At 71.6% G+C, this 19,312-nt stretch carries 22 protein-coding genes; 16 read left to right on the top strand and 6 right to left on the bottom strand.

The features are described from left to right. The first annotated feature begins 277 nt into the window (after positions 1-277). A complete protein-coding gene (locus O7610_RS26545; RefSeq protein ID WP_281553096.1) occupies positions 278-1,450 on the top strand; it encodes a Gfo/Idh/MocA family protein in 1,173 nt (390 codons plus the stop codon). Then, the gene (locus O7610_RS26550) at positions 1,443-2,300 is read left to right on the top strand and encodes a sugar phosphate isomerase/epimerase family protein (RefSeq protein ID WP_281553097.1); all 858 of its coding nucleotides are present in this window, start codon (positions 1,443-1,445) and stop codon (positions 2,298-2,300) included. The genes O7610_RS26545 and O7610_RS26550 overlap by 8 nt, the downstream gene beginning before the upstream one ends. 20 nt (positions 2,301-2,320) lie before the next feature. Here the strand turns inward: O7610_RS26550 and trxA are convergent, their stop codons facing one another. Continuing rightward, positions 2,321-2,683, bottom strand: coding sequence for a thioredoxin (gene trxA, locus O7610_RS26555; RefSeq protein WP_281553098.1), 363 nt, complete (start codon positions 2,681-2,683; stop codon positions 2,321-2,323). Positions 2,684-3,262: 579 nt separating this feature from the next. On the opposite strand from trxA, the gene O7610_RS26560 reads away from it, so the two are divergent. From O7610_RS26560 to O7610_RS26600, 9 genes are all read left to right on the top strand, one after another. Beyond that, the gene (locus O7610_RS26560; protein WP_281555409.1) at positions 3,263-3,904 is read left to right on the top strand and encodes a TrmH family RNA methyltransferase; all 642 of its coding nucleotides are present in this window, start codon (positions 3,263-3,265) and stop codon (positions 3,902-3,904) included. A 182-nt stretch (positions 3,905-4,086) separates the two neighbouring features. Further along, positions 4,087-4,806, top strand: a complete 720-nt coding sequence (locus O7610_RS26565; protein WP_348650014.1) for a DUF6758 family protein — start codon at positions 4,087-4,089, stop codon at positions 4,804-4,806. A gap of 106 nt (positions 4,807-4,912) precedes the next feature. Beyond that, positions 4,913-5,071 carry a hypothetical protein gene (locus O7610_RS26570; RefSeq protein WP_199757972.1) on the top strand — a complete coding sequence of 53 codons (159 nt, stop codon included), beginning with the start codon at positions 4,913-4,915 and terminating at the stop codon, positions 5,069-5,071. Between the two features lie 6 nt (positions 5,072-5,077). After that, on the top strand, positions 5,078-5,962 hold the full coding sequence (locus tag O7610_RS26575) for a PH domain-containing protein (protein ID WP_281553099.1): 885 nt from the start codon (positions 5,078-5,080) through the stop codon (positions 5,960-5,962). A 103-nt stretch (positions 5,963-6,065) separates the two neighbouring features. After that, positions 6,066-6,689: a SigE family RNA polymerase sigma factor gene (locus tag O7610_RS26580; RefSeq protein WP_281553100.1), complete on the top strand. Its 624-nt coding sequence runs from the start codon at positions 6,066-6,068 to the stop codon at positions 6,687-6,689. Positions 6,690-6,759: 70 nt separating this feature from the next. Continuing rightward, a complete protein-coding gene (locus O7610_RS26585) occupies positions 6,760-8,043 on the top strand; it encodes a hypothetical protein (protein WP_281553101.1) in 1,284 nt (427 codons plus the stop codon). After that, the gene (locus O7610_RS26590; protein ID WP_281553102.1) at positions 8,040-8,897 is read left to right on the top strand and encodes a PHP domain-containing protein; all 858 of its coding nucleotides are present in this window, start codon (positions 8,040-8,042) and stop codon (positions 8,895-8,897) included. Before O7610_RS26585 ends, O7610_RS26590 begins: the two co-directional genes overlap by 4 nt. 89 nt (positions 8,898-8,986) lie before the next feature. Next, the gene (locus tag O7610_RS26595; RefSeq protein ID WP_281553103.1) at positions 8,987-9,601 is read left to right on the top strand and encodes a MarC family protein; all 615 of its coding nucleotides are present in this window, start codon (positions 8,987-8,989) and stop codon (positions 9,599-9,601) included. Between the two features lie 133 nt (positions 9,602-9,734). Then, positions 9,735-10,589 (top strand): RecB family exonuclease, encoded by an 855-nt coding sequence (locus O7610_RS26600; RefSeq protein ID WP_281567494.1) that lies wholly within the window; start codon positions 9,735-9,737, stop codon positions 10,587-10,589. On the opposite strand, the gene O7610_RS26605 is transcribed toward O7610_RS26600, so the two are convergent. The 3 genes from O7610_RS26605 to O7610_RS26615 all read right to left on the bottom strand — a co-directional run bounded on the left by O7610_RS26605 (position 10,552) and on the right by O7610_RS26615 (position 12,292). Next, positions 10,552-11,439 carry an oxygenase MpaB family protein gene (locus O7610_RS26605; RefSeq protein ID WP_281553104.1) on the bottom strand — a complete coding sequence of 296 codons (888 nt, stop codon included), beginning with the start codon at positions 11,437-11,439 and terminating at the stop codon, positions 10,552-10,554. The two genes, O7610_RS26600 and O7610_RS26605, sit on opposite strands and share 38 nt — an antisense overlap. After that, positions 11,436-11,855 (bottom strand): Fur family transcriptional regulator, encoded by a 420-nt coding sequence (locus tag O7610_RS26610; RefSeq protein ID WP_281553105.1) that lies wholly within the window; start codon positions 11,853-11,855, stop codon positions 11,436-11,438. Before O7610_RS26610 ends, O7610_RS26605 begins: the two co-directional genes overlap by 4 nt. A 116-nt stretch (positions 11,856-11,971) precedes the next feature. Beyond that, complete coding sequence (locus tag O7610_RS26615; RefSeq protein WP_281553106.1) at positions 11,972-12,292, bottom strand: translation initiation factor 2; 321 nt, start codon at positions 12,290-12,292, stop codon at positions 11,972-11,974. 117 nt (positions 12,293-12,409) lie between these two features. Between O7610_RS26615 and O7610_RS26620 the strand changes: the two genes are divergently transcribed. Further along, entirely contained in the window at positions 12,410-12,592 is a 183-nt protein-coding gene (locus tag O7610_RS26620; RefSeq protein WP_281553107.1) for a hypothetical protein, read from the top strand. A 28-nt stretch (positions 12,593-12,620) separates the two neighbouring features. Here O7610_RS26620 and O7610_RS26625 read toward each other — a convergent pair whose 3' ends face one another. Both O7610_RS26625 and O7610_RS26630 read right to left on the bottom strand, forming a co-directional pair. Further along, positions 12,621-13,007, bottom strand: coding sequence for an FmdB family zinc ribbon protein (locus O7610_RS26625; protein ID WP_281553108.1), 387 nt, complete (start codon positions 13,005-13,007; stop codon positions 12,621-12,623). Positions 13,008-13,107: 100 nt separating this feature from the next. Then, positions 13,108-13,794 carry a 5-formyltetrahydrofolate cyclo-ligase gene (locus O7610_RS26630; RefSeq protein WP_289212114.1) on the bottom strand — a complete coding sequence of 229 codons (687 nt, stop codon included), beginning with the start codon at positions 13,792-13,794 and terminating at the stop codon, positions 13,108-13,110. Between the two features lie 213 nt (positions 13,795-14,007). Between O7610_RS26630 and O7610_RS26635 the strand changes: the two genes are divergently transcribed. Genes O7610_RS26635 through O7610_RS26650 form a run of 4 tightly spaced genes read left to right on the top strand, consistent with a single transcriptional unit; the run spans position 14,008 to position 19,207 of the window. After that, the gene (locus O7610_RS26635; RefSeq protein WP_502959122.1) at positions 14,008-16,284 is read left to right on the top strand and encodes a GGDEF domain-containing protein; all 2,277 of its coding nucleotides are present in this window, start codon (positions 14,008-14,010) and stop codon (positions 16,282-16,284) included. Positions 16,285-16,293: 9 nt separating this feature from the next. Then, on the top strand, positions 16,294-17,253 hold the full coding sequence (locus O7610_RS26640) for a UTP--glucose-1-phosphate uridylyltransferase (protein WP_281553111.1): 960 nt from the start codon (positions 16,294-16,296) through the stop codon (positions 17,251-17,253). Then, entirely contained in the window at positions 17,250-18,569 is a 1,320-nt protein-coding gene (locus O7610_RS26645) for a molybdopterin molybdotransferase MoeA (RefSeq protein ID WP_281553112.1), read from the top strand. The genes O7610_RS26640 and O7610_RS26645 overlap by 4 nt, the downstream gene beginning before the upstream one ends. Next, complete coding sequence (locus tag O7610_RS26650; protein WP_281553113.1) at positions 18,566-19,207, top strand: GNAT family N-acetyltransferase; 642 nt, start codon at positions 18,566-18,568, stop codon at positions 19,205-19,207. The genes O7610_RS26645 and O7610_RS26650 overlap by 4 nt, the downstream gene beginning before the upstream one ends. Positions 19,208-19,312: the final 105 nt, after the last annotated feature.

Raw genomic sequence — 19,312 nt, forward strand, 5'->3', positions numbered from 1 at the left:
CGGAGCGGGAGCCGGCCAGGCCGGAGGCTCGCGGCATTGTGCGCGGCCCGGAATGCTTGCGGTGAGGATAGCGTGACTGGCCGGCGGTGAGCCGGGAAAGCCCTTGCCGAACGCCGTGGAGAGGCAGTAGCGTACGCCGGAAAGCGCTTACCTCAGGGGTTCCCACTGCCTCGCTGACCTGCGCCGGACACCTGACACTTCCCGCCAGCCCAACTTTCTCGCTAGCACAGCTCGCTAGCACGAACTCCCACCACCACCAAGTCGAAGGAGGCGAGGCATGGCCCGCACCACCATCGGGATCATCCTCAACGGTGTCACCGGTCGGATGGGATACCGGCAGCACCTGGTCCGGTCCTTGCTCGCCATCCGGGACCAAGGTGGACTGTTGCTGGCCGACGGCACCCGGCTGTGGCCGGAACCAGTGCTGGTCGGGCGGAACGAGAACAAGCTGCGTGAAGTCGCCGACCGGCACGGCCTCACCGAGTGGACCACCGATCTCGCCGCCGCGATGGCCCGCCCCGACCTGCAGATCTACTTCGACGCGCAGGTCACCGCGCAGCGGGAGAAGTCGCTGCGGCTGGCGATCGAGGCGGGCAAACACATCTACACCGAGAAGCCCACCGCCGAGGATCTGGCCGGTGCGGTCGACCTGGCCCGGCTCGCCGACGCGGCCGGGATCAAGCACGGTGTCGTGCAGGACAAGCTGTTCCTGCCCGGCCTGCGTAAGCTCGATCGGCTGGTCAAGGGCGGCTTCTTCGGCCGGATCCTGTCGGTACGCGGCGAATTCGGCTACTGGGTGTTCGAGGGGGACTGGCAGTCCGCGCAGCGGCCGTCGTGGAACTACCGGGCGGCGGACGGCGGCGGGATCACCGTGGACATGTTCCCGCACTGGCACTACGTGCTGGAGCAGATCTTCGGCCGGGTGACGTCGGTGACCGCGCAGGTGGCCACTCACGTCGACCGCCGCTGGGACGAGTCGGGCGAACCGTACGACGCCACGGCGGACGACGCCGCGTACGGCATCTTCGAGATCGACCGGCCGGGGCCCGACGGTGGCCGGATCATCGCCCAGATCAACTCGTCCTGGGCGGTCCGGGTGTACCGCGACGAACTGGTGGAGTTCCAGGTGGACGGCACCGAGGGCAGTGCGGTCGCCGGGTTGCGCGACTGCCGGGTCCAGCACCGCTCGACCACGCCGAAACCAGTGTGGAACCCGGACCTGCCGGTCACCGAGGAGTTCCGCGCGCAGTGGCAGACGGTGCCCGACAACGAGGAGTTCGACAACGGGTTCAAGGCGCAGTGGGAGCTTTTCCTGCGGCACGTCGTCGAGGACGCCCCGTACGGCTGGGACCTGTGGGCCGGCGCGCGGGGGGTGCAGCTCGCCGAACTGGGCCTGCGGTCGGCACGGGAGGGCCGGCGGATCGAGGTGCCGGAGCTGACCGGTGAGTGACCCGTTCGCCGGGATCGAGGTACCGGCGGCCGGTGTCGGGCCGGTGCCGCCCCGGTTCGCGCTCAACGCGGCGACCACCCGACGCTGGCCGCTGCCGGAGCTGGTCGCCGGCTGCGTCGCCGTCGGGGTCCGCGGGGTCGGCCTGTGGCGCGAGGAGACCGCCGCGTACGGACTGCGCCGCACCGCCGAACTGTGCCGGGGTGCCGGTCTGCCGGTCACCTCGCTGTGCCGGGGCGGCTTTTTCGGCTCGGACGACTGGTACGACGACAACCGGCGCGCCATCGACGAGGCCGCCGAACTCGGCGCCCCGGTCCTCGTGCTGGTCTCGGGCGGCCAGGACGGCCGAGATCTGGATGGTGCCCGGGCCCGGGTCGGTGACGCGGTCGGCCGACTGGTTCCGTACGCGTTGCAGGCCGGGGTGACCCTGGCGATCGAGCCGTTGCATCCGATGTTCTGCGCCGACCGGTGCGTGGTGTCGACGCTCGGCCAGGCGCTGGATCTCGCTGAGCCGTACCCGGCGGAGGCGGTCGGCGTGGTGGTCGACACCTACCACGTGTGGTGGGACGACCAGGTGTGGGCGCAGATCGAGCGGGCCGGTCGGGCCGGTCGGATCGCCTGCTTCCAACTCGCCGACTGGATCACCCCGCTGCCGGCGGGGGTCCTGCTGGGACGCGGTCTGCCGGGCTCCGGCTGCATCGACCTCGGCAGGTTCGCCACGGCGGTGGACGCGGCCGGCTACACCGGGCCGGTGGAGGTCGAGGTGTTCCACGAGCTGGTGTGGCAGCGACCGGGAGCCCAGGTGCTGGCGGCCACGGTCGCGGGCTACCGGTCAGCGGTCGGCGACCGGTAGCCCGCCCTGACCGTGCACGGTCAGTGGTTGTGCGATGCCAGCTGCTTGCGAACGTCGTCCATGTCGAGCGCCCTGACCTGCTCGATCAGCGACTCCAATGCGGACTCCGGGAGCGCGCCGGGCTGCGCGAAGACGACGACGCCGTCGCGGATGGCCATGATCGTCGGGATTGACCGGATGTCGAACTTGGCGGCGAGCGCCTGCTGCGCCTCGGTGTCCACCTTGCCGAAGGTGATGTCGGTGTGCTTCTCGGACGAGCGCTCGTAGACGGGCGCGAACCGCACGCAGGGTTTGCACCAACTCGCCCAGAAATCAACCAGGACGATGCCGTCGCCGGAGGTTACCTCGTCGAAGTTCTCGGCGGTTAGCTCAGCGGTTGCCATCGATGTCTCCGATCGCCAGATGTGGGGCCGTGATTCCCCGGTCTACCGTGGGAAACCGCTCTGCGTGCTACGGCATTCCCGATCGATACCTCGCGAAACGCGCCAACTCGCGGTCACTCATCGTGATGGGAGCGTTTCCAGCAGTTCTTGCAGGTGGTGCCCGGTTTCATCGAAAAGTGGCGGGGTGACTAGGACAAACACCGCCGCTGGTGGATCGGTTGGGTCTTCGATTTGACTACTCACTGTAACGTAACAAAACGATAACTGTGACTTCCGTCTCCGCTCCTGCCCTTCCCGAGCCGGGGTGGGTCCGGCAGAATCTCAAGACATCAGAGCGTGGACGGCGGGTGCCGGGGAGGGCCCCGCCGTTCATTGCGTCCAGGCCCGGAAACGAGGCCCGTCCAGGAGCGCGGGGACGCGCGGCCACCGGCCCACCGGTCGCCCCTGGGGCGCGACGTCCCGCATCCCGGTGCCGGTGTGACGGGTCCGTAGGCTCTGCAGAGCGTGGAACAGTGGCAGAGCGCAGCGCGGTCGGGTCCGCCGGTCGGCGACGGAGTCAGTGACGACGCCCGGGCCGACGTGGCGCAGATCGGCGTCGGCCCGTGGCCCGGTGACTGGCCCTCGGACCCACGTTACGACCCCGAACTGCTCGCCGCCGGGGACCGCCGCAACGTCGTCGACCGTTACCGGTACTGGCGCCGCGAGTCGATCGTCGCCGACCTCGACCAGCGCCGGCACTCGTTCCATGTGGCGATCGAGAACTGGCAGCACGACCTGAACATCGGCACGGTGGTCCGTAACGCGAACGCCTTTCTCGCCGCCGAGGTGCACATCGTCGGGCGGCGTCGGTGGAACCGCCGGGGTGCCATGGTCACCGACCGGTACCAGCACGTCCGCCACCACGCCGACATCGCCGGTCTGCTGGCCTGGGCAGGTCGGCTCCGACTGCCGGTCGTCGGGATCGACAATTTGGCCGGTTCCCGGCCGATCGAGACGGTACGGTTGCCGCGCCGCTGCGTCCTGCTGTTCGGACAGGAGGGCCCCGGTCTGTCCGACGACGCCCGGGCCGGCTGCGAGCTGCTGTTCTCGATCGCCCAGTACGGTTCCACCCGGTCGATCAACGCCGGCGTGGCGAGCGGCATCGCGATGCACGCGTGGATCCAGGCGCACGCCGGGCCACCGCCGGACCCCGCCGGGCCACCGGCACCGACCCGGCGGTAGCCGCGCACGGGCCGGACGGCAGCCGCGTCGACCGGGCTGAGGCCGGGTGGACTCGGGCGGTAGCGGCGAAGGTCCTGGCCAGGTGGGCGTACCGACCCGCGACAGAGGGAAAGAACGACTGAAAAAGCCGGTTCGCTTGACGGGGGAGCGGCGCGGCGAGCAACGTGGGTGGCGTGGGTGTGATGGTGAGCTGTCCTCGCTGCGGAGGCCCGGTGCGGCCGCCTGACCTGATGCACACCGAGTCCCGCTGTGACGGTTGCGGGCCGGTGCCCCCGCTGCACGTCGCCGAGCACATCGGGGCCGAGATCGTCGCGAGTGTGGCGCACCGGCTGCTGGCCACCGCCGGGCCGGGTGCGGCCGTGCCGGTGCCACTGTGGGCGATCTGGCCGCTGCTGGCAGGCTGGACGTTGACCGGTGTCGGCTGGGTCGGCGACGACCGGGAGGCGGTCCGGGCGACGGTCACCGCGTTCAGCGGCCCCGCTCCGGTCTCCGGCGGGCCGGCAGATCTGGTGCTGGTGGCCGAGGAGCCCGGGGTGGGTCTGGGCACCCGGTTCGCCGGGCTACCCGGCCCGGATCCCGGGCAGTTGCTGGCCGGAGTGCTCGGTGACCGGCCGGCGGTCGGTGACCGTCGATCCACCGGCGGTAGCGGTCCGGGCGGTGGCGGTCCGCACGCCAAGTTGCGGGCTGGTGGACATCCGACTCCCTTGTGGTCGATTCCGGCCGAGCCGGACCGCTGTGCCTACGTCGGCGAGGCGCGCGGCCTGTGGCTGTACGCAGTGGCCTGGCCGGCGAACGCCGGCTACCTGCTGGCCGAGGAGATCGTCCTGCACGACCTGTCCGAGGAGGTGCCGGCCGGGATCGTGTACGGCGCGCCGTCGCCGTACCTGCACGGGAAAGCGTGAACACCTTTTCCCACGATCAACTACACCACCGTGGGACGATGGGCTGATATTCTAGTAACGCCGGGACGAGCGTCGCGGCGCGCCACACGGAGGGGGATGGCCCGCAATGGTCAAGAAGGTCCTCACCTGGGGCGGAATCGCGTTCCTGATTTTCTTCGTCGCGTTCCGGCCTGACTCGGCGGCCGACGTGTTCAAGTCGGTGGGCGGCGGGATCGTCGACATAGCGCAAGGGTTCGGCGACTTCTTCACCAGCCTCGTGGCCTAGTCGCCCATGGGCAACCCCTCCGAGCCCCCCGACGCTGACGACGAGGCCGCACGCCGGCGCCGTCAACGCGACACCGAGCCGATTCCGCAGATCCATCCGGAGGACGGCCCCCACTTCGGTGCGGGGCCGTCCTACGGGGATGGTCCGGCGTACTCGGATGGTCCGGCGTACGCCAGCAGCGCCGGTTACGGCGGCCGGTCCGGTGGTGGCACCCGCCAGGTGCCCGACGAGCCGATCATCAGTTACTCGCCGCCGGACATCTCCGCCGACGAGCTTGCCGGCCTGCAGGTCGACGCCTCCGGCATGCCGGTGCAGCCGCGCCGGGTGCTGCCACTTGAGGACGAGCCGACCCCGCTGGTCGCGCGGTACCTCTTCCCCACCGAACGCTACCGGGGCGAGTGGAAACGGCACTGGATCCACCTGATCACCCCACTGCTGATCGGGGTGGTCGCGACCTTCGTCCTCGGCTACCTCTCCGGCTTTCTCGCCGGGCAGGACGTCGGTGGGCTGACCACGGTGGCGGTGCTGCTCTGGCTCGGTGTGCTCGGCTGGGTCGGCTGGAAGATCGCCGACTGGTGGTTCGACCGCTTCATTCTCACCAACAAGCGGGTGATGGTGGTGAACGGCATCGTCACCCGTAACGTGGCGATGATGCCGCTGCTGCGGGTGACCGACATGAAGTACGAGCAGTCACCGCTCGGCCGCTTCCTCAACTACGGCACGTTCATTCTCGAGTCGGCCGGCCAAGAGCAGGCGCTACGCGAGGTCAAGCACCTGCCGAACCCGAACGAGCTCTACCTCCGGGTGGTCGAGGAGATGTACGAGCCGCAGGCTGTGGAGGCACGGTTGAGCAAGGACGAAGCCGCCGCCAAGGCGGAAGACGGAGCGTGACGGCGTCGCGGTTGCGTCCCTCCGCCCGGCCCCGCCACCGGTCGGTCCGACCCCGACACCGTCCTGTCCGGCGTACCGTGTCCGGCGACGGGGGAGGTAGCCGATGACGCCCAGGGACTCCGTGGAGGAGGACTTCCGCGAGTTCGTCGCATCCCGTTCCGGGGCGCTGCTGCGTACCGCCTATCTGCTCGCCGGTGACTGGGCGACCGCCGAGGACCTGCTGCAGACCGCGCTGACCAAGACGTACCTGGCCTGGAAGCGGCTCGGCCAGATCGAGGCGGTCGAGCCGTACGCCCGCCGGGTGCTGGTCAACACCGCGACCAGTTGGTGGCGTCGACGCTGGCACGGTGAACGTCCCACGGAGACGCTGCCGGAACGGGCCGGCCCGGACCTCATCCAACAGCAGCTGGACCGGGACGTGCTCTGGCGCCATGTCAAGGCGTTGCCAGCCCGGCAACGTGCGGTACTGGTACTGCGCTACTACGAAGACCTCTCCGAGGCCCAGACCGCCGCGCTGTTGAACATCTCACCGGGCACGGTGAAGAGTCAGACTTCCCGGGCGCTCGGCACGCTGCGCAAACGGCTCGCCGCCGAGGAACCACACCTCGCTCCGGCCACAGTCACATCCCGCCCAACCCGGCCCGCCGTGGCGGTGCCGACCACCGCCCGCCCGCTGCCGGCACCGACCCAGGCGGCACCGGTCCGATCCACCCGAGTAGTGGTGTAGCGAACCGGTGACTCCCCTTTCCGGACCGCCCAGCGACAACCTTCCACCGACACGGCGGCGTCCATCTGTCGTGGCGACCGACGACCTTGAGCGAGCGCTGCGGCAGTGCCTTAGCGACCAGGCCGTCGACCCACCCGCGGTCGCCGATCTCGCCGACCGCGCGGTGCGTCGGGCCCGGCGGTCCCGCCGGGCCCGCAACGGAGCCGCTGCGGCGGTCGGTCTCTGCCTGTTCGCCACCGCCGGCGTCGCCAGTAGCCATCTGCTGGTCGTTGACGGCTTGGAACCGCCGACCCTGGCTGAACCGCTGGCGGTGACCGGCGGGGACGTCGCAGCCAGCACCCCGGCCGCTCCGGCTGCCCCGCTGCCGTTCAGTGAAGACCTGCGCAGTCAACCGCTGGCCGCCACCCAGGCACCTCCGGTCGACCTCGTGGTGGCCGGCGAACTGCACACCGTCGACGGCCAGCGGATGGACCTCGCCCAGATCGGTGGCGTCGCCCAGGCCAGCCGGTTGGCGGACGGTTGGCTCGTCGTTACCGAGACATCGGCAGACGGTGCGGCCGGAGTGTGGTTCGTGGCCCCCGACACCGCTCCGCAGGTGGTACTGGCCGGTGTCGACGCGGTTGCGGTCGATCCGGTCGGTACCCGGATCGCCTGGCGGCACGGCGCCGAGCTGACCGTGGCCTCGGTGGTGCACGGTGAGCTGGCCGGCGCCAGACGCGGTCGGGCACCGGAGCAGAGCCGGCCGGTCGGCTTCGCCGGCGACGCCGTACTGCTGGAACGCGAGGGAGGCGGCGAGCGGCGCCGCGGCTACGGCGTCTGGCGGCCCGGCCAGGGTGAGGGGACCAGCTGGAGCGAGACAGCCAGTGTCGTGTACGGCGCGTTGCCGGACGGACAGACCGTCGTCGCCCAGGTGCACGATGCGTCCGGCGGTCCCTGCCTGGCCCTGCTGGATGTCGAACAGGGCCTCACCGCGGTGAAGACCGCCTGTACGGTGCCGTTGACCGGAGACGGCCGGGGAGCGGTCTCCGCGGACGGCAGGTGGCTGGTAGCCAACGGAGTCGCGGACGCGCGGGCGGCCAGCGAGCCGGAGCTGGCCCTGCTCGTCGACCTGAACCAGGTCTTCGACGACCAGATCGGCGCGGTGCGGGAAGCCGGGCAGCGGCTTGCCGGCAGCACCGTCTGGGTGGATCAGGACAGCGTGGTGCACGCGGCCGGCGTCAACCAGTTGGTCCAGATCAACGTGGACCGGATCAGCACTGGCCAGGGTGGAGCGGTGGAGCACATCGCCGTACCAGCCTCGACCGCCGTCGACGCCGAACCGGTGCTGGTCGCCGGTGCCCCGGACCGCCGATGACTGTCGACAGCCGGATCGACCTGCACACCCATTCCACCGCCAGCGACGGCACCGTCGATCCGGCGGACCTGGTCCGGCAGGCCAGCGCCGCAGGTCTCACGGTGCTGGCACTCACCGACCATGACACCACCGCCGGCTGGGCACCGGCGGCCGCGGCCCGCCCGCCCGGGCTCACGCTGATCCGGGGCGCCGAGATCTCCTGCCGGTGGTACGGCACCGAGCCGTCCATCCCGCTGCACCTGCTCGGCTACCTGTTCGATCCGACCTACGCTCCGTTGACCGCCGAGCTGGACCGGATCCGGGCGGCCCGGGCGGTACGCGGCGAGCGTATCGTTGACCGGCTGCGCGCCGACGGCTTCGACATCAGCTGGGACGCGGTGCTCGGCTACGCCGCCGGCGGCTCCGTCGGCCGGCCGCACATCGCCCAGGCCCTGATCCGGGCCGGCCTGGTCGCCGACACCGACGAGGCGTTCCGGCCGGAATGGCTCGGCCAGCGTTACCGGCTGCCAAAGGACGACCTCGACGTCTTCGCCGCCGTCCGGCTGGTGCACGAGGCGGGCGGGGTCACGGTTTTCGCCCACCCGGCCGCGACCAAGCGAGGGCGGACCGTGCCGGACAGCATGGTCGCCGACCTGGCGGCGGCCGGGCTGACCGGCCTGGAGGCTGACCACGCCGATCACCGGCCGGACCAGCGGGCACACGTACGCCGGCTCGCCGACGGGCTCGGGCTGGTCGCCACCGGTTCCTCCGACTACCACGGCAGCCACAAGACGGTCCGGCTGGGCGAGCACACCACCACTGCGGCGGCGTACGAACGGCTGGTGGCGGCGGCTCACGGCGTACCACCGATCTGACCCCGACCAGGACCCGGGTGCTGAGCGCGACCAAGGATCCGGTCCTGCCCCGTCCGGACCGGCGATTCGTCGGTCACTAGGTTGACCTGGTGAGCTTCAAGCTGTTCGGCGAGGTCTTCGTGACCCTGCTGGTGATCACCGATCCGCCCGGCATGGTGCCGATCTTCCTCGCACTCACCGGAGCGTTGCCGGTCCGGGAACGCCGTCGGGCCGCCTGGCAAGCGGTGGCGCTGGCCCTCGGCGTGATCGTGGTCTTCGCGGTCGCCGGGCAGACGCTGCTCGCCTACCTGCACATCGAGTTGCCGGCGCTGCAGGCCGCGGGCGGACTGTTGCTCATCCTGGTGGCGCTGGAACTGCTCACCGGCAAGGCCGACGACCCGGGCCAGCAGGCGACGTCCAACATCGCGTTGGTCCCGCTGGGCACCCCGCTGCTGGCTGGTCCGGGTGCGATCGTGGCGACCATGCTGTTCGTGCAGCGTGCCGAGACCGTCGCCGACCATCTGGCGATCGCGCTCGGCATCGTCGCGGTGATGGTGGTGGTCTGGCTGACGTTGCGGTTCTCCGGCGGCATCGTCAAGGTGCTCCGGCCGGGCGGCATCGAGGTGCTGACCCGGATCGCCGGCCTGCTGCTCGCCGCGATCGCAGTCCAGCTGATCGCCGACGCCGTCGCCGCCTTTGTCCGCTCCTATGTGGCCGCCGGCTGACCGTCGGCGGTCCCGTGGCAGGATCGGGGACGTGTCCCGACCTTCCTCCCCGTCGGGCCGGCGGCCCTCCGGCGCCGCCCGTCCGGCCAAGGGTGCCCGTCCCGCCCAGGCCGAGCAGCTCGGTTTCGACGGTATGCCCGAGCGGCTCTTCGTCTGTACGCCGAGCAAGCTGGCCGCGTTCGTGGACTGTCCCCGTCGCTTCCGCTACAGCTACGTCGACCGGCCGGCGCCGCCCAAAGGCCCGCCGTGGGCGCACAACTCACTCGGCGCCAGCGTGCACACCGCGCTGCGGGCCTGGTTCGCCCGCCCGGTGCAGCAGCGCCGCCCGGAGGCGGCGGCAGCCCTGCTCAAGGGCACCTGGGTGCGCGACGGGTACCGCGACGAGGAGCAGGAACGCGCCGCGTACCGGCAGGCCCTGCAGTGGCTGGAGGCGTACCTGGAGCAGCTTGACCCGAACGTCGAGCCGCTCGGCGTCGAACGGGTGGTGGCGGCGAAGACGGCGGTGCTGGCCTTCAACGGTCGGGCCGACCGGATCGACGCCCGGACCGGCCCGGACGGCCCGGAGGCGGTGATCGTCGACTACAAGACCGGGCGGGCCGGGCTGACATCCGACGACGCGCGTGGCTCGCAGGCGCTCGCGCTGTACGCGTACGCCGCGCAGCGGGTCTTCCGCCGGCCCTGCCGGCGGGTGGAGCTGCACCATCTGCCGACCGGTACGGTGAGCTCCTTCGAACACAGCAGTGAGTCGCTCGACCGGCAGGTCACCCGGGCGGAGGCGACGGCCCGGGACATCACCGCTGCGGAGCGGGCCGTCGCCGACGGCGCAGACCCGGACGACGCGTTTCCGGCGTCGCCGGGCACGCTCTGCGGCTGGTGCGACTACCGACGGGTGTGCCCGGCCGGTGACGGCTACCCGGAGCAGCAGCAGTGGGCCGCCGTCGACCGGCTGCTCACGGCGCCCCCGCAGCCGCGTACGCCGCAGGAGTGACCGGGGCGGCGGCCCGTTCCGCCCGGTCGCGTGCGGCGGCGCGGATCGGCCCCTCCACCAGGTTGCGCGGCACCGCCCGCAACGCCAACCGCAGGCCACGGGCAGCGACCGCCGCGCAGCGGTCGGTGGTCGGCAGGCCAAGGCCGCCGTACATCCGCCGGGCCCAGGCCGGCAGCAGGCCGATCGCGGTGGCCGCCACCCCGAGGTACGCCAGCCGGGGCGGGCCGAAACCCAACCCGAGCCGCCACGGCAGACTGAGCTGACCGGGTACCGGCGGGGCGGTGAGGAACAGCGCGGTGTCGGCCGCCTCGCGGGTCATCCGCAGGTCCGGTCGGACCGCCCGGTAGTACGCGTCGACATCGGCCGCGCTGCCGGGGACGCTGTCCGGGTCGAGCCCGACCAGTGCCGCGCTGCGCCGCTGCTCGGCGTAGTAGCGGTCCACCTCGTCCGGGGTCAGCCGCAGGCCGGCGCGGGTGGCGGTGTCCAGGAACGACTCGACCTCGGCGACGTGTACCCAGCGCAGCAGGTCGGGTTCGTCGACGCGGAACTCGGTGCCGGTGGACGGGTCGGTGGCCCGCAGGCGGGCGTGCAGCCGGCGGATCCGGGCGGCGGCGGCGTCCGCCTCGGCGGTGGTGCCCCAGACCGTGGTCGCCACGTAGGTGGACGTGCGCATCAGCCGGCCGAATGGATCGGCGCGGTAGCTCGAGTTCTGTGCAACCCCGGCGATGGCCCTCGGGTGCAGCGCCTGCAGGTACAGGCTGCGTAGCCCGGCGACGACGAGAACAGGCTCGTCGTGCACCCGCCAGGTGACCGATCCGGGCCCGAACAGCCCGAGGCCGTCGTCGGTCACCGGGCCGCCCGCGCCTGACAACCGGGACACAACCCCCAGAAGGTGACTTCCGCCTCGTCAATCGCGAAGCCGTGGTCGGCGGTCGGCTCCAGGCACGGCGCGGCGCCGACCGCGCAGTCGACGTCGCCGACCACGCCGCATTCGCGGCAGACCACGTGATGGTGGTTGTCCCCGGTGCGCCGCTCGTACCGTGCCGCGCCACCGGCCGGCTCGATCCGTCGGGCCAGACCGGCCTCGGCGAAGACATTGAGCACGTCGTAGACCGCCTGGGTGGAGACGGATTCGATGCGGCTGCGCACCTGACGGGCGATCTCGTCTACGCCGAGATGCCCGCCTTGCGCGAGCACGTCGAGGACGGCGAGCCGTGGCCGGGTGACTCGCAGACCCCGGCTGCGCAACTCCTCCTCTGCCGGCATCTGTCCATCGAAACACGCAGGTGGGCGCGGTACAAGATAGAACCGTGGGCACCGTGGCGGTGGCCACAGCGGGTTCGGGTGGTTGCCGCGCGGTGCGCGTGCGCCAGGTCCGCCGGTCAGAACACCAGCCGGGAGCAGAGCAGACAAGTCAGGATGATCATGACAGCGGCAGCGATCATGCCGACGCCGTAGGTGACCGTACGGGCGTTGCGCTCCTCGCCGTCGAGCGCCGCCAGGTTCTGCAACGGCAGCGTACCGGGTGGCGCCGGATTGACCAGCACCGGTGGACGCCAGCCGGGCGGCGGCGGAGCGCCGACCGGCGGCCCGCTGTAGTTGACTGGCCCGACACCGGCCGACCTGCCCGGTCCACCGCCGGGACCGTCCGGGTCCGGGCGCCGCCAGTACGCGTCGTCGCCCGCGCCGTCATCTGTGGTCACGACAGACGACGTTACCAATTCACCTGCCTGCCCTGACGGCTCGGCCAGTGCGGTGTCGGGCTCCGAAGGATCACCGGCGGGGCGGTAGCCTGGTGGAGTGCGAACAACGGACGAGCGGTGACCGGCCTGACCGTGCCGGACGGCCGTGGTGGCGATGATCGTCTCGTCGACCTGAGCGACGACGACGCGCCGCTGCTGCCCGAGCAGACCAGCGACGACACCGACCTGGGCTGGGGCGAGCGGACCACCAGATCGGACGACGCATGGTTGTTGGCCGAGCGGCCGCCGCACTGGAGCTGACAGTGGGTCTGCCCGCCGTCGGTCCGGGTCAGCTGTTCGCTGACCCGGCTGCGGCAGGTGCCTTGGTCGAGCCGCCGGACGCCGACGTACCGCCGGAACTGCTCGACGAGCTGCCACCGCTGTCGGTCTTGCCACCGCTGTCGGTCTTGCCGCCGGAGGATGCCGCGCCGTCCTTTTTCTCCGCGGGCTTGTCCGACGACGGCGCCGAGGAGCCGTTGGCCGAGCCGCCGCCCTGGCCGCTGCGCGAGTCGGTCCGGTAGAAGCCGGAGCCCTTGAAGACGATGCCCACCGAGTTGAACACCTTGCGAAGTTTCCCGGCGCACGACGGGCAGTCGCGCAGTGGCTCGTCGGTGAACGACTGCACCGCCTCGAGCTGGTGTCCGCACGCGGTGCAGGCGTACTGGTACGTAGGCACGGTCTCCTCCGACACTGGCTAGGCCATCTGGCACTCAACCCATTCGAGTGCCAATGATCCGCCATCGGACCCCGCTACGTCCAGCGGGAAGCGGCAGAGCTCACCGCATGGGAGTGAACCAGCGCACCTCCGACGGTGTGATCACCGCTGCCACCGGTCGGTCGTGCGGCTCTGCCGGGACCCGGGGCAGGAGCTCGCCGTCGTGCAGCAGCGCGACCACCGGTACGCCACCGGGTACCCGGGCGAGCGCCCGGTCGTAGGAGCCGCCACCACGACCCAGCCGTACGCCGTGGTGGTCGACGGCGAGGGCCGGTACCACGATGAGCCCGACATCGGCCACCGCCGAGCGGCCCAGCCGGGGACCGGCCGGTTGGCGCAGACCAGCGGTGCCTGTCCGGCCGGATGTGCCTGTCCGGCCGGATGTGCCTGTCCGGCCGGATGTGCCTGCCCGGCCCGTCGTGCCGGTCGGATTCGGCCCGTCGAACCGGGCCCAGTCGAGGTCCCGGTCGGGCAGCAGGACCGGCAGCAGCACTCGGTCCGGTCCGCCGACCGCCTCGGCGAGCAGACCGGCGAGCCCCGGACCACCGGGTTCGCTGCCGATCGGCAGGTACCCGGCGACCTGCGCCGGCCTGACCCGATCGATCAGCTGACGTACGGTGGCCCCGACCCGGCGACCGGCCAGGGTGAGCTGATCGGACGTCAGCTTGCGCCGCTGCGCGAGAATGTCAGCACGGAGTCTGTCCTTGCTCGATGGACAGAGGTTCGCTCCATCGGGAAAATCCGACACTCAACACTCCTGGTGGCAACCGCGGCGGAATATCTGGCTTGTGTCAGCATCGCACCATCAGGTGCAGAATCCTCTGGGGGAAGCGTGACCCTGCGCGGACGGTTGACCACCGCTTTCCTCACGGTCGTGCTCGGACCTGTCCTGCTCGGGGCGTTCTTCGTCGGCGCGACCGTCGCGGCGGTCGGGCAGAGCCGCTCCACCGAACGCCTCGACCTGGCCACCGCCAGCGTCGGCACTTCAGTCAACGCGCTGTGTAGCCAGCTGGAGGCTGCTGCGGGCGCAGTGGCTCTGCTGCTGCCCGATCGGGCCCGACTGGCCGTTGCCGCTGACCAGGCGGTGGCCCGCAGCCTCGCCTCCGCAGTCCAGGTGACCGGCCCGGACGGTGCGTCGATCGTGGCCACCGCCGACCCGCCGTCGGCGCCCTGGGTCGACTGTGCGAGCGGGCGGGACGACAACGGTGGAGCTGACAGCACCGGTAGTGGACAGTCGTGGCAGGCGCCACCGGTGGACACTGGCCCTGGACCGCCGACCGGCACCGGGTCGCCGGACGCCGCCGACTCGGCGACGGCACCCGCGCCGGACGGCGCCGGTGGCAGCGGGGCGATGCCGACCCTCGCGGCGATCGTCGAGGTCCGGGACGAGAACGACGTCCTGGTCGGTCAGGTGTCAGCGGTCAAGCTGCTGGACCCCGACCTCGTCGCCCGGCTCGCCGCATCGACCGGCGTGGGCATCACCCTGCTCGCCGGCACCGACCGGGCCACGGTGGTACACAGCACCGAGCCGCCCGAGGTGCGGGGAAACGTGGTGGCCACCGCCGGCCAGCTCGCCGACGGCGGGACCAGCTGGACCGACGGCGGCCGGCAGGTGCGCCGGCTCGGCCCGGACGACGGTCAGCTGCTGCCGATGGTGCTGTCCACCCCACGCGACCAGCTGTCCGGCCTGTACGCGGTGCTGGTGGCGACGGTCGTCCTGGCAGGACTGCTCGCGGTGGTCGCCGCCTGGTGGCTGGCCCGGTCCACCACGCAGCCACTGGCCGAACTCGCCGACGCCGCGAGTCGGGTGGTCGACGGTGACCTGGCCGCCCGGGTTCCGGTACGCGGCTCGGACGAGGTGAGCGAGCTCGCCACCATCTTCAACCGGATGACCCGCGAGGCCCAGGCGTACGTGCAGGCCCTGACCGCGAGCCGGGACCAGCTGCGCGGCCAGCTGACGATTCTGGGCGACACCCTGTCGAGCACCCACGATCTGCAGCGCATCCTGCGGGTGATCCTGCAGACCGCGCTTGCCGCGACCGGGGCGCGGGACGGTGCCGTCCTGGTGCTCGACCCGGCGGCCGGGGTACTGGTCGGCCAGTCGTCCAACCGGTCGACCCCGGCCGACACCGGCCCGGCCACCACGTCGTCCGGCACCGGCCCGGCGGTCGATCAGCCGGCGGGACCGGACACAGCCGCCAGCCAGGCGGGGCCGGACGGGACGCTGCACGTGCCGCTCGGCAGTGGGCTGCTCGGCACGGTGGCCGTCAGTGGTCAGCCGAAACGGGGACGGATCGAACGCGACGGTCCGGCCCTGTCGGCGTACGAGCCGGCCTGCCGGACCTATGTCGCGGTGCCCTTCTCGGTGCCGAACTGGACCGATGAGCTCGGCGTGGGGGCGCCCGGGGCGGGGGGGCAGCGTACCCCCGGCCGGCACGGTCCGGGCGCGCCCGCCGCGTTCGGGGTGCTGGCCGTCTACGACCGGCTCGGCGGCGACGAGTTCGACGACGCCGATCTGATGACGCTGCGCACCTTCGCCGGGCATGCGGCGGTGGCGGTCAACAACGTACGGATGCACAAGGAGGCCGAGCGGCTGTCGGTGACCGACCCGCTGACCGGGCTGTGGAACTACCGGCACCTGCGGGAGTCGATCCACCGGGAGATCGAACGGGCCAACCGGTTCGGTCGGATGCTCGCCGTACTCGTGCTCGACCTGGACCGGTTCAAGGACATCAACGACACGTACGGGCACGCGGCCGGGGACAGCGTCCTGGTCGAGTTCGCCCGCCGGATCCGCGCCGAGATCCGTGAGGTGGACCTGGCCTTCCGACAGGGCGGCGAGGAGTTCGTGGTGCTGCTGCCGGAGACCGACGTCCGTGGCGCGGCCACCGTCGCGGAGCGGCTCTGCGCCGCGATCCGCGACCGCCCGATCCGGGTCGAGCCGTACGCCGGGGCCGGCCGGCGCGGGCACGCCACCGTGTCGGTAACGGTATCGATCGGCATCGCCGTCTACCCGGACCACGCCGGCGACGGCGAGGAGGTCCTCGACGCCGCCGACGACGCGCTGTACGCCGCGAAAGCAGCTGGCCGGGACACTTTTCATGTCGCTGACCGGGCGCCGGCCCGGTCGACCCGGGTACCGGCAGGCGGCGGCGCGGCCACCCCGGAGGGCGGACCGTCGCGCGGTGGCGGCGCGTCTTTCGGGCCACACCCGCCGAGACAGACCCGTGGCCGATAGTCTCGCGGCATGTCGGAGCATGCAGCCACCCCAGCAACGACCCCCACCGCAAACGCGGATCAGCGGGCGGTGAAGGCGGTCATCCCTGCCGCCGGGCTCGCCACCCGGTTCCTGCCGGCCACCAAGGCCGTGCCGAAGGAACTCCTCCCGCTGGTCGACCGGCCGGTCCTGCAGTACATCGTCGAGGAGGCCACCGCCGCCGGGATCAACGACGTACTGTTGATCACCGGCCGTGGCAAGACCTCCATGGTCGACCACTTCGACCGGCAGCCCTACCTGGAAGGCCGGCTCGCAGACAAGGGCGACCAGGAGCGGCTGGCCGCGATCCGGCGGCCGAGCGAGCTGGCCGAAATCTACACCTGCCGCCAGCACGAACCGCTCGGGCTGGGCCACGCGGTGGGCTGCGCGCAGAGCCACGTCGGCAACGAACCGTTCGCGGTGCTGCTCGGCGACGAGTTCGTCGACGAGAACGACCCGCTGCTGCCGGCCATGATCGACCTGCAGGCCCGAGCCGGCGGGATCGTGCTGGCCTTCATGGAGGTGCCGCCGGCCGAAACCAAGCGGTACGGCATCGCGTCGGTCGAACCGGCCGCCGAGTCGGTGCAGAACGGCGCCGACATCGTCCGGGTCACCGGGCTGGTGGAGAAGCCGTCGGCCGAGGACGCGCCGAGCAACCTCGCGGTGCTGGGCCGCTACGTGCTGCCGCCGAGCATCTTCGAGGCGATCAAGCGGACCAAACCGGGCAGCGGCGGCGAGATCCAGCTGACCGACGCGATGGCGATGCTGCTGGCCGAGGGGACACCGGTGCACGGCATCGTCTACCGGGGCACCCGCTACGACACTGGAGCGCCCCTGGGCTACCTGCAGGCCGTGGTGCAGATTGCCTGTCAGCGGGAAGGGCTCGGCGACGAGTTCCGGGCGTGGCTGAAGGAGTTCGTGGCCGACGCGCCAGGGGTGCCCTCTACATGACCGCGACGGCCGGTGCCGAGGCGGCCTTCAACGAGCTGACGCCGCTCGCCGAATACCTGGGCAGTGTGCTGCGCAGGATTCGGCCGCTGCCGCCGCTCGACCTCGACCTGACCCAGGCGCACGGCAACCTCCTCGCCGAGGATGTCGTGGCACCGCACGCCTTTCCCGCGTTCGACCAGGCCGTCATCGACGGCTACGCGGCACGCTGGGAGGACATCGCCTCGGCCGGCCGGGGGAGCAGGGTGATCCCGGCCAGCCGGTCGGCGACCCCGGCCGTACCCCGCTCGGTGCGCCTCAACGTGGTGGGCGACCTGGGCGCGGCGAGCTGGCGGCCGGTCCGGCTGACCCCGGGCACCTGCTTCTCGGTGGCGGCCGGGGCGCCGTTGCCGATCGCCGCCGACGTGGTGGTGCCGATCGACTGGACCGATCAGGGCATGGCCGCAGTGGAGATCTTCCAGGTGCCCCGGCGCGGCTCCGGGCTGCGGCGGGCCGGCGACGAACTGCCGGCCGGGGCGGTCCTGGCCCGCGCCGGCTCGTACGTGACGCCGGCGATGGTGGCGGTCTTCGCCGCTACCGGGATCGGGCACGTGGCGGTCCGGCCCAGTCCGCGGGTGGTGATCGTGGCGACCGGTGACGAACTGGTCGACGTGGGCCGCAGCAGCCAGCCGGGGCAGGTGGTGGACGCGAACTCGCACGCGCTCACCGCCGCTGTCGCCGAGGTGGGCGCGCTGGCGTACCGGGTGGGCATCTGCGACGACGATCCGGAGGGGCTGCGGGGGCTGCTCGAGGATCAGGCGATGCGGGCCGATCTGATCATCACCACCGGCGGCACCGGCACCGGGCCCGGCGACATGGTCCGGCGGATCTTTTCCCGACGGGAAGGGGGCCGTGCGGGGCCGGTCACCTTCACCGAGGTCGCGCTCTATCCCGGAACGGCCCTCGGATTCGGTACGGTCGGAGCCGAGGAGGTGCCCGTGGTCTGCCTGCCCGGGGAACCCGGCTCCGCGCTGGTCGGGTTCGAGGTGCTGGCCCGGCCGGTGATCCAGTTGCTGGCCGGTGCCGAGCCGGTGTTCCGGCCGAGTGTGCGTGCCCATCTGCTGGAGACCGTGTCATCGCCGGTCGGCCTGCGGGAGTTCCGTCCGGCCAACGTCGCGGAGCGGCGTGGCGGCGGCTACACCGTGCAGCCGCTGCCCGGCGGGCCGTTCACCCTGTCCGGGCTGGCCGAGGCGAACGGCCTGCTGGTGCTCGGTGAGCGGGTGACCACCGCCGCCGCCGGTTCCACCGTCGACGTGTTGCTGCTGGATCGGCAGCGGTGATCGGGGACGAGGCTCCGGGCTGGCCGGTGGTGCTCACCGACGGTCCGGTGCTGCTGCGGCCGTACCGTCGCAGTGACGCCGCCGACTGGTCGGCGGTCCGGCAGCGCAACCATCGCTGGCTGGCCCCGTGGGAGCCGGCCCCGCCGGGGCCGTGGCACGAGCTCAACTCCCCGGACGCGTTCCGCTATCTCTACCGTGACCAGCGTCGACAGTCGCGGCGCGGTGAGAGCATGCCGTTCGCGGTCTGTCTGGTCGAGACGGGCGGCGAGCGGCTGGTGGGTCACCTGAACATCGGCAACATCGTGCGGCGGGCGTTCTGCTCCGGCTACGCCGGCTACTGGGTGGACGCGGCTGTCGCCGGGCGGGGGGTGATCCCGACCGCGTTGGCCCTGGCGGTGGACCATGCCTTCGCCGCCGGTGGACTGCACCGGATCGAGGTCAACGTCCGACCGGAGAACATCCCGTCACGGCGTGTAGTCGAGAAGCTGGGTTTCCGTGAGGAGTCCTACCATCATCGTTACATGCACATCGACGGTGCCTGGCGTGACCACATCGGATACGCCCTGACCAGCGAGGATGTGCTGGTCGAAGGAGGACTGCTGGCTCGCTGGCGGCGGCTGCAGGCCAGTGCCCACTGAACACAACCGCCGGCCGTGGTCGGCGCGGCGTACAAAATTCCTGGTCGGACGCCCGTAACCTCAAGTAACGAGAAGGTACGGCAACCTATCAAGCCTTTCATGTCC

The sequence above is a fragment of the Solwaraspora sp. WMMA2065 genome (assembly GCF_030345075.1).
Classification (GTDB): domain Bacteria; phylum Actinomycetota; class Actinomycetes; order Mycobacteriales; family Micromonosporaceae; genus Micromonospora_E.

What these genes read in the sequence shown, in the direction of transcription:
- O7610_RS26645 (WP_281553112.1), top strand. Translation starts at nt 17,250, where the DNA reads ATGACCGCGACGGCCGGTGCCGAGGCGGCCTTCAACGAGCTGACGCCG.
- O7610_RS26565 (WP_348650014.1), top strand. Translation starts at nt 4,087, where the DNA reads ATGGTGAGCTGTCCTCGCTGCGGAGGCCCGGTGCGGCCGCCTGACCTG.
- O7610_RS26575 (WP_281553099.1), top strand. Translation starts at nt 5,078, where the DNA reads ATGGGCAACCCCTCCGAGCCCCCCGACGCTGACGACGAGGCCGCACGC.
- O7610_RS26600 (WP_281567494.1), top strand. Translation starts at nt 9,735, where the DNA reads ATGCCCGAGCGGCTCTTCGTCTGTACGCCGAGCAAGCTGGCCGCGTTC.
- O7610_RS26580 (WP_281553100.1), top strand. Translation starts at nt 6,066, where the DNA reads ATGACGCCCAGGGACTCCGTGGAGGAGGACTTCCGCGAGTTCGTCGCA.
- O7610_RS26640 (WP_281553111.1), top strand. Translation starts at nt 16,294, where the DNA reads ATGTCGGAGCATGCAGCCACCCCAGCAACGACCCCCACCGCAAACGCG.
- O7610_RS26545 (WP_281553096.1), top strand. Translation starts at nt 278, where the DNA reads ATGGCCCGCACCACCATCGGGATCATCCTCAACGGTGTCACCGGTCGG.
- O7610_RS26570 (WP_199757972.1), top strand. Translation starts at nt 4,913, where the DNA reads ATGGTCAAGAAGGTCCTCACCTGGGGCGGAATCGCGTTCCTGATTTTC.
- O7610_RS26590 (WP_281553102.1), top strand. Translation starts at nt 8,040, where the DNA reads ATGACTGTCGACAGCCGGATCGACCTGCACACCCATTCCACCGCCAGC.
- O7610_RS26610 (WP_281553105.1), bottom strand. Translation starts at nt 11,855, where the DNA reads ATGCCGGCAGAGGAGGAGTTGCGCAGCCGGGGTCTGCGAGTCACCCGG.
- trxA (WP_281553098.1), bottom strand. Translation starts at nt 2,683, where the DNA reads ATGGCAACCGCTGAGCTAACCGCCGAGAACTTCGACGAGGTAACCTCC.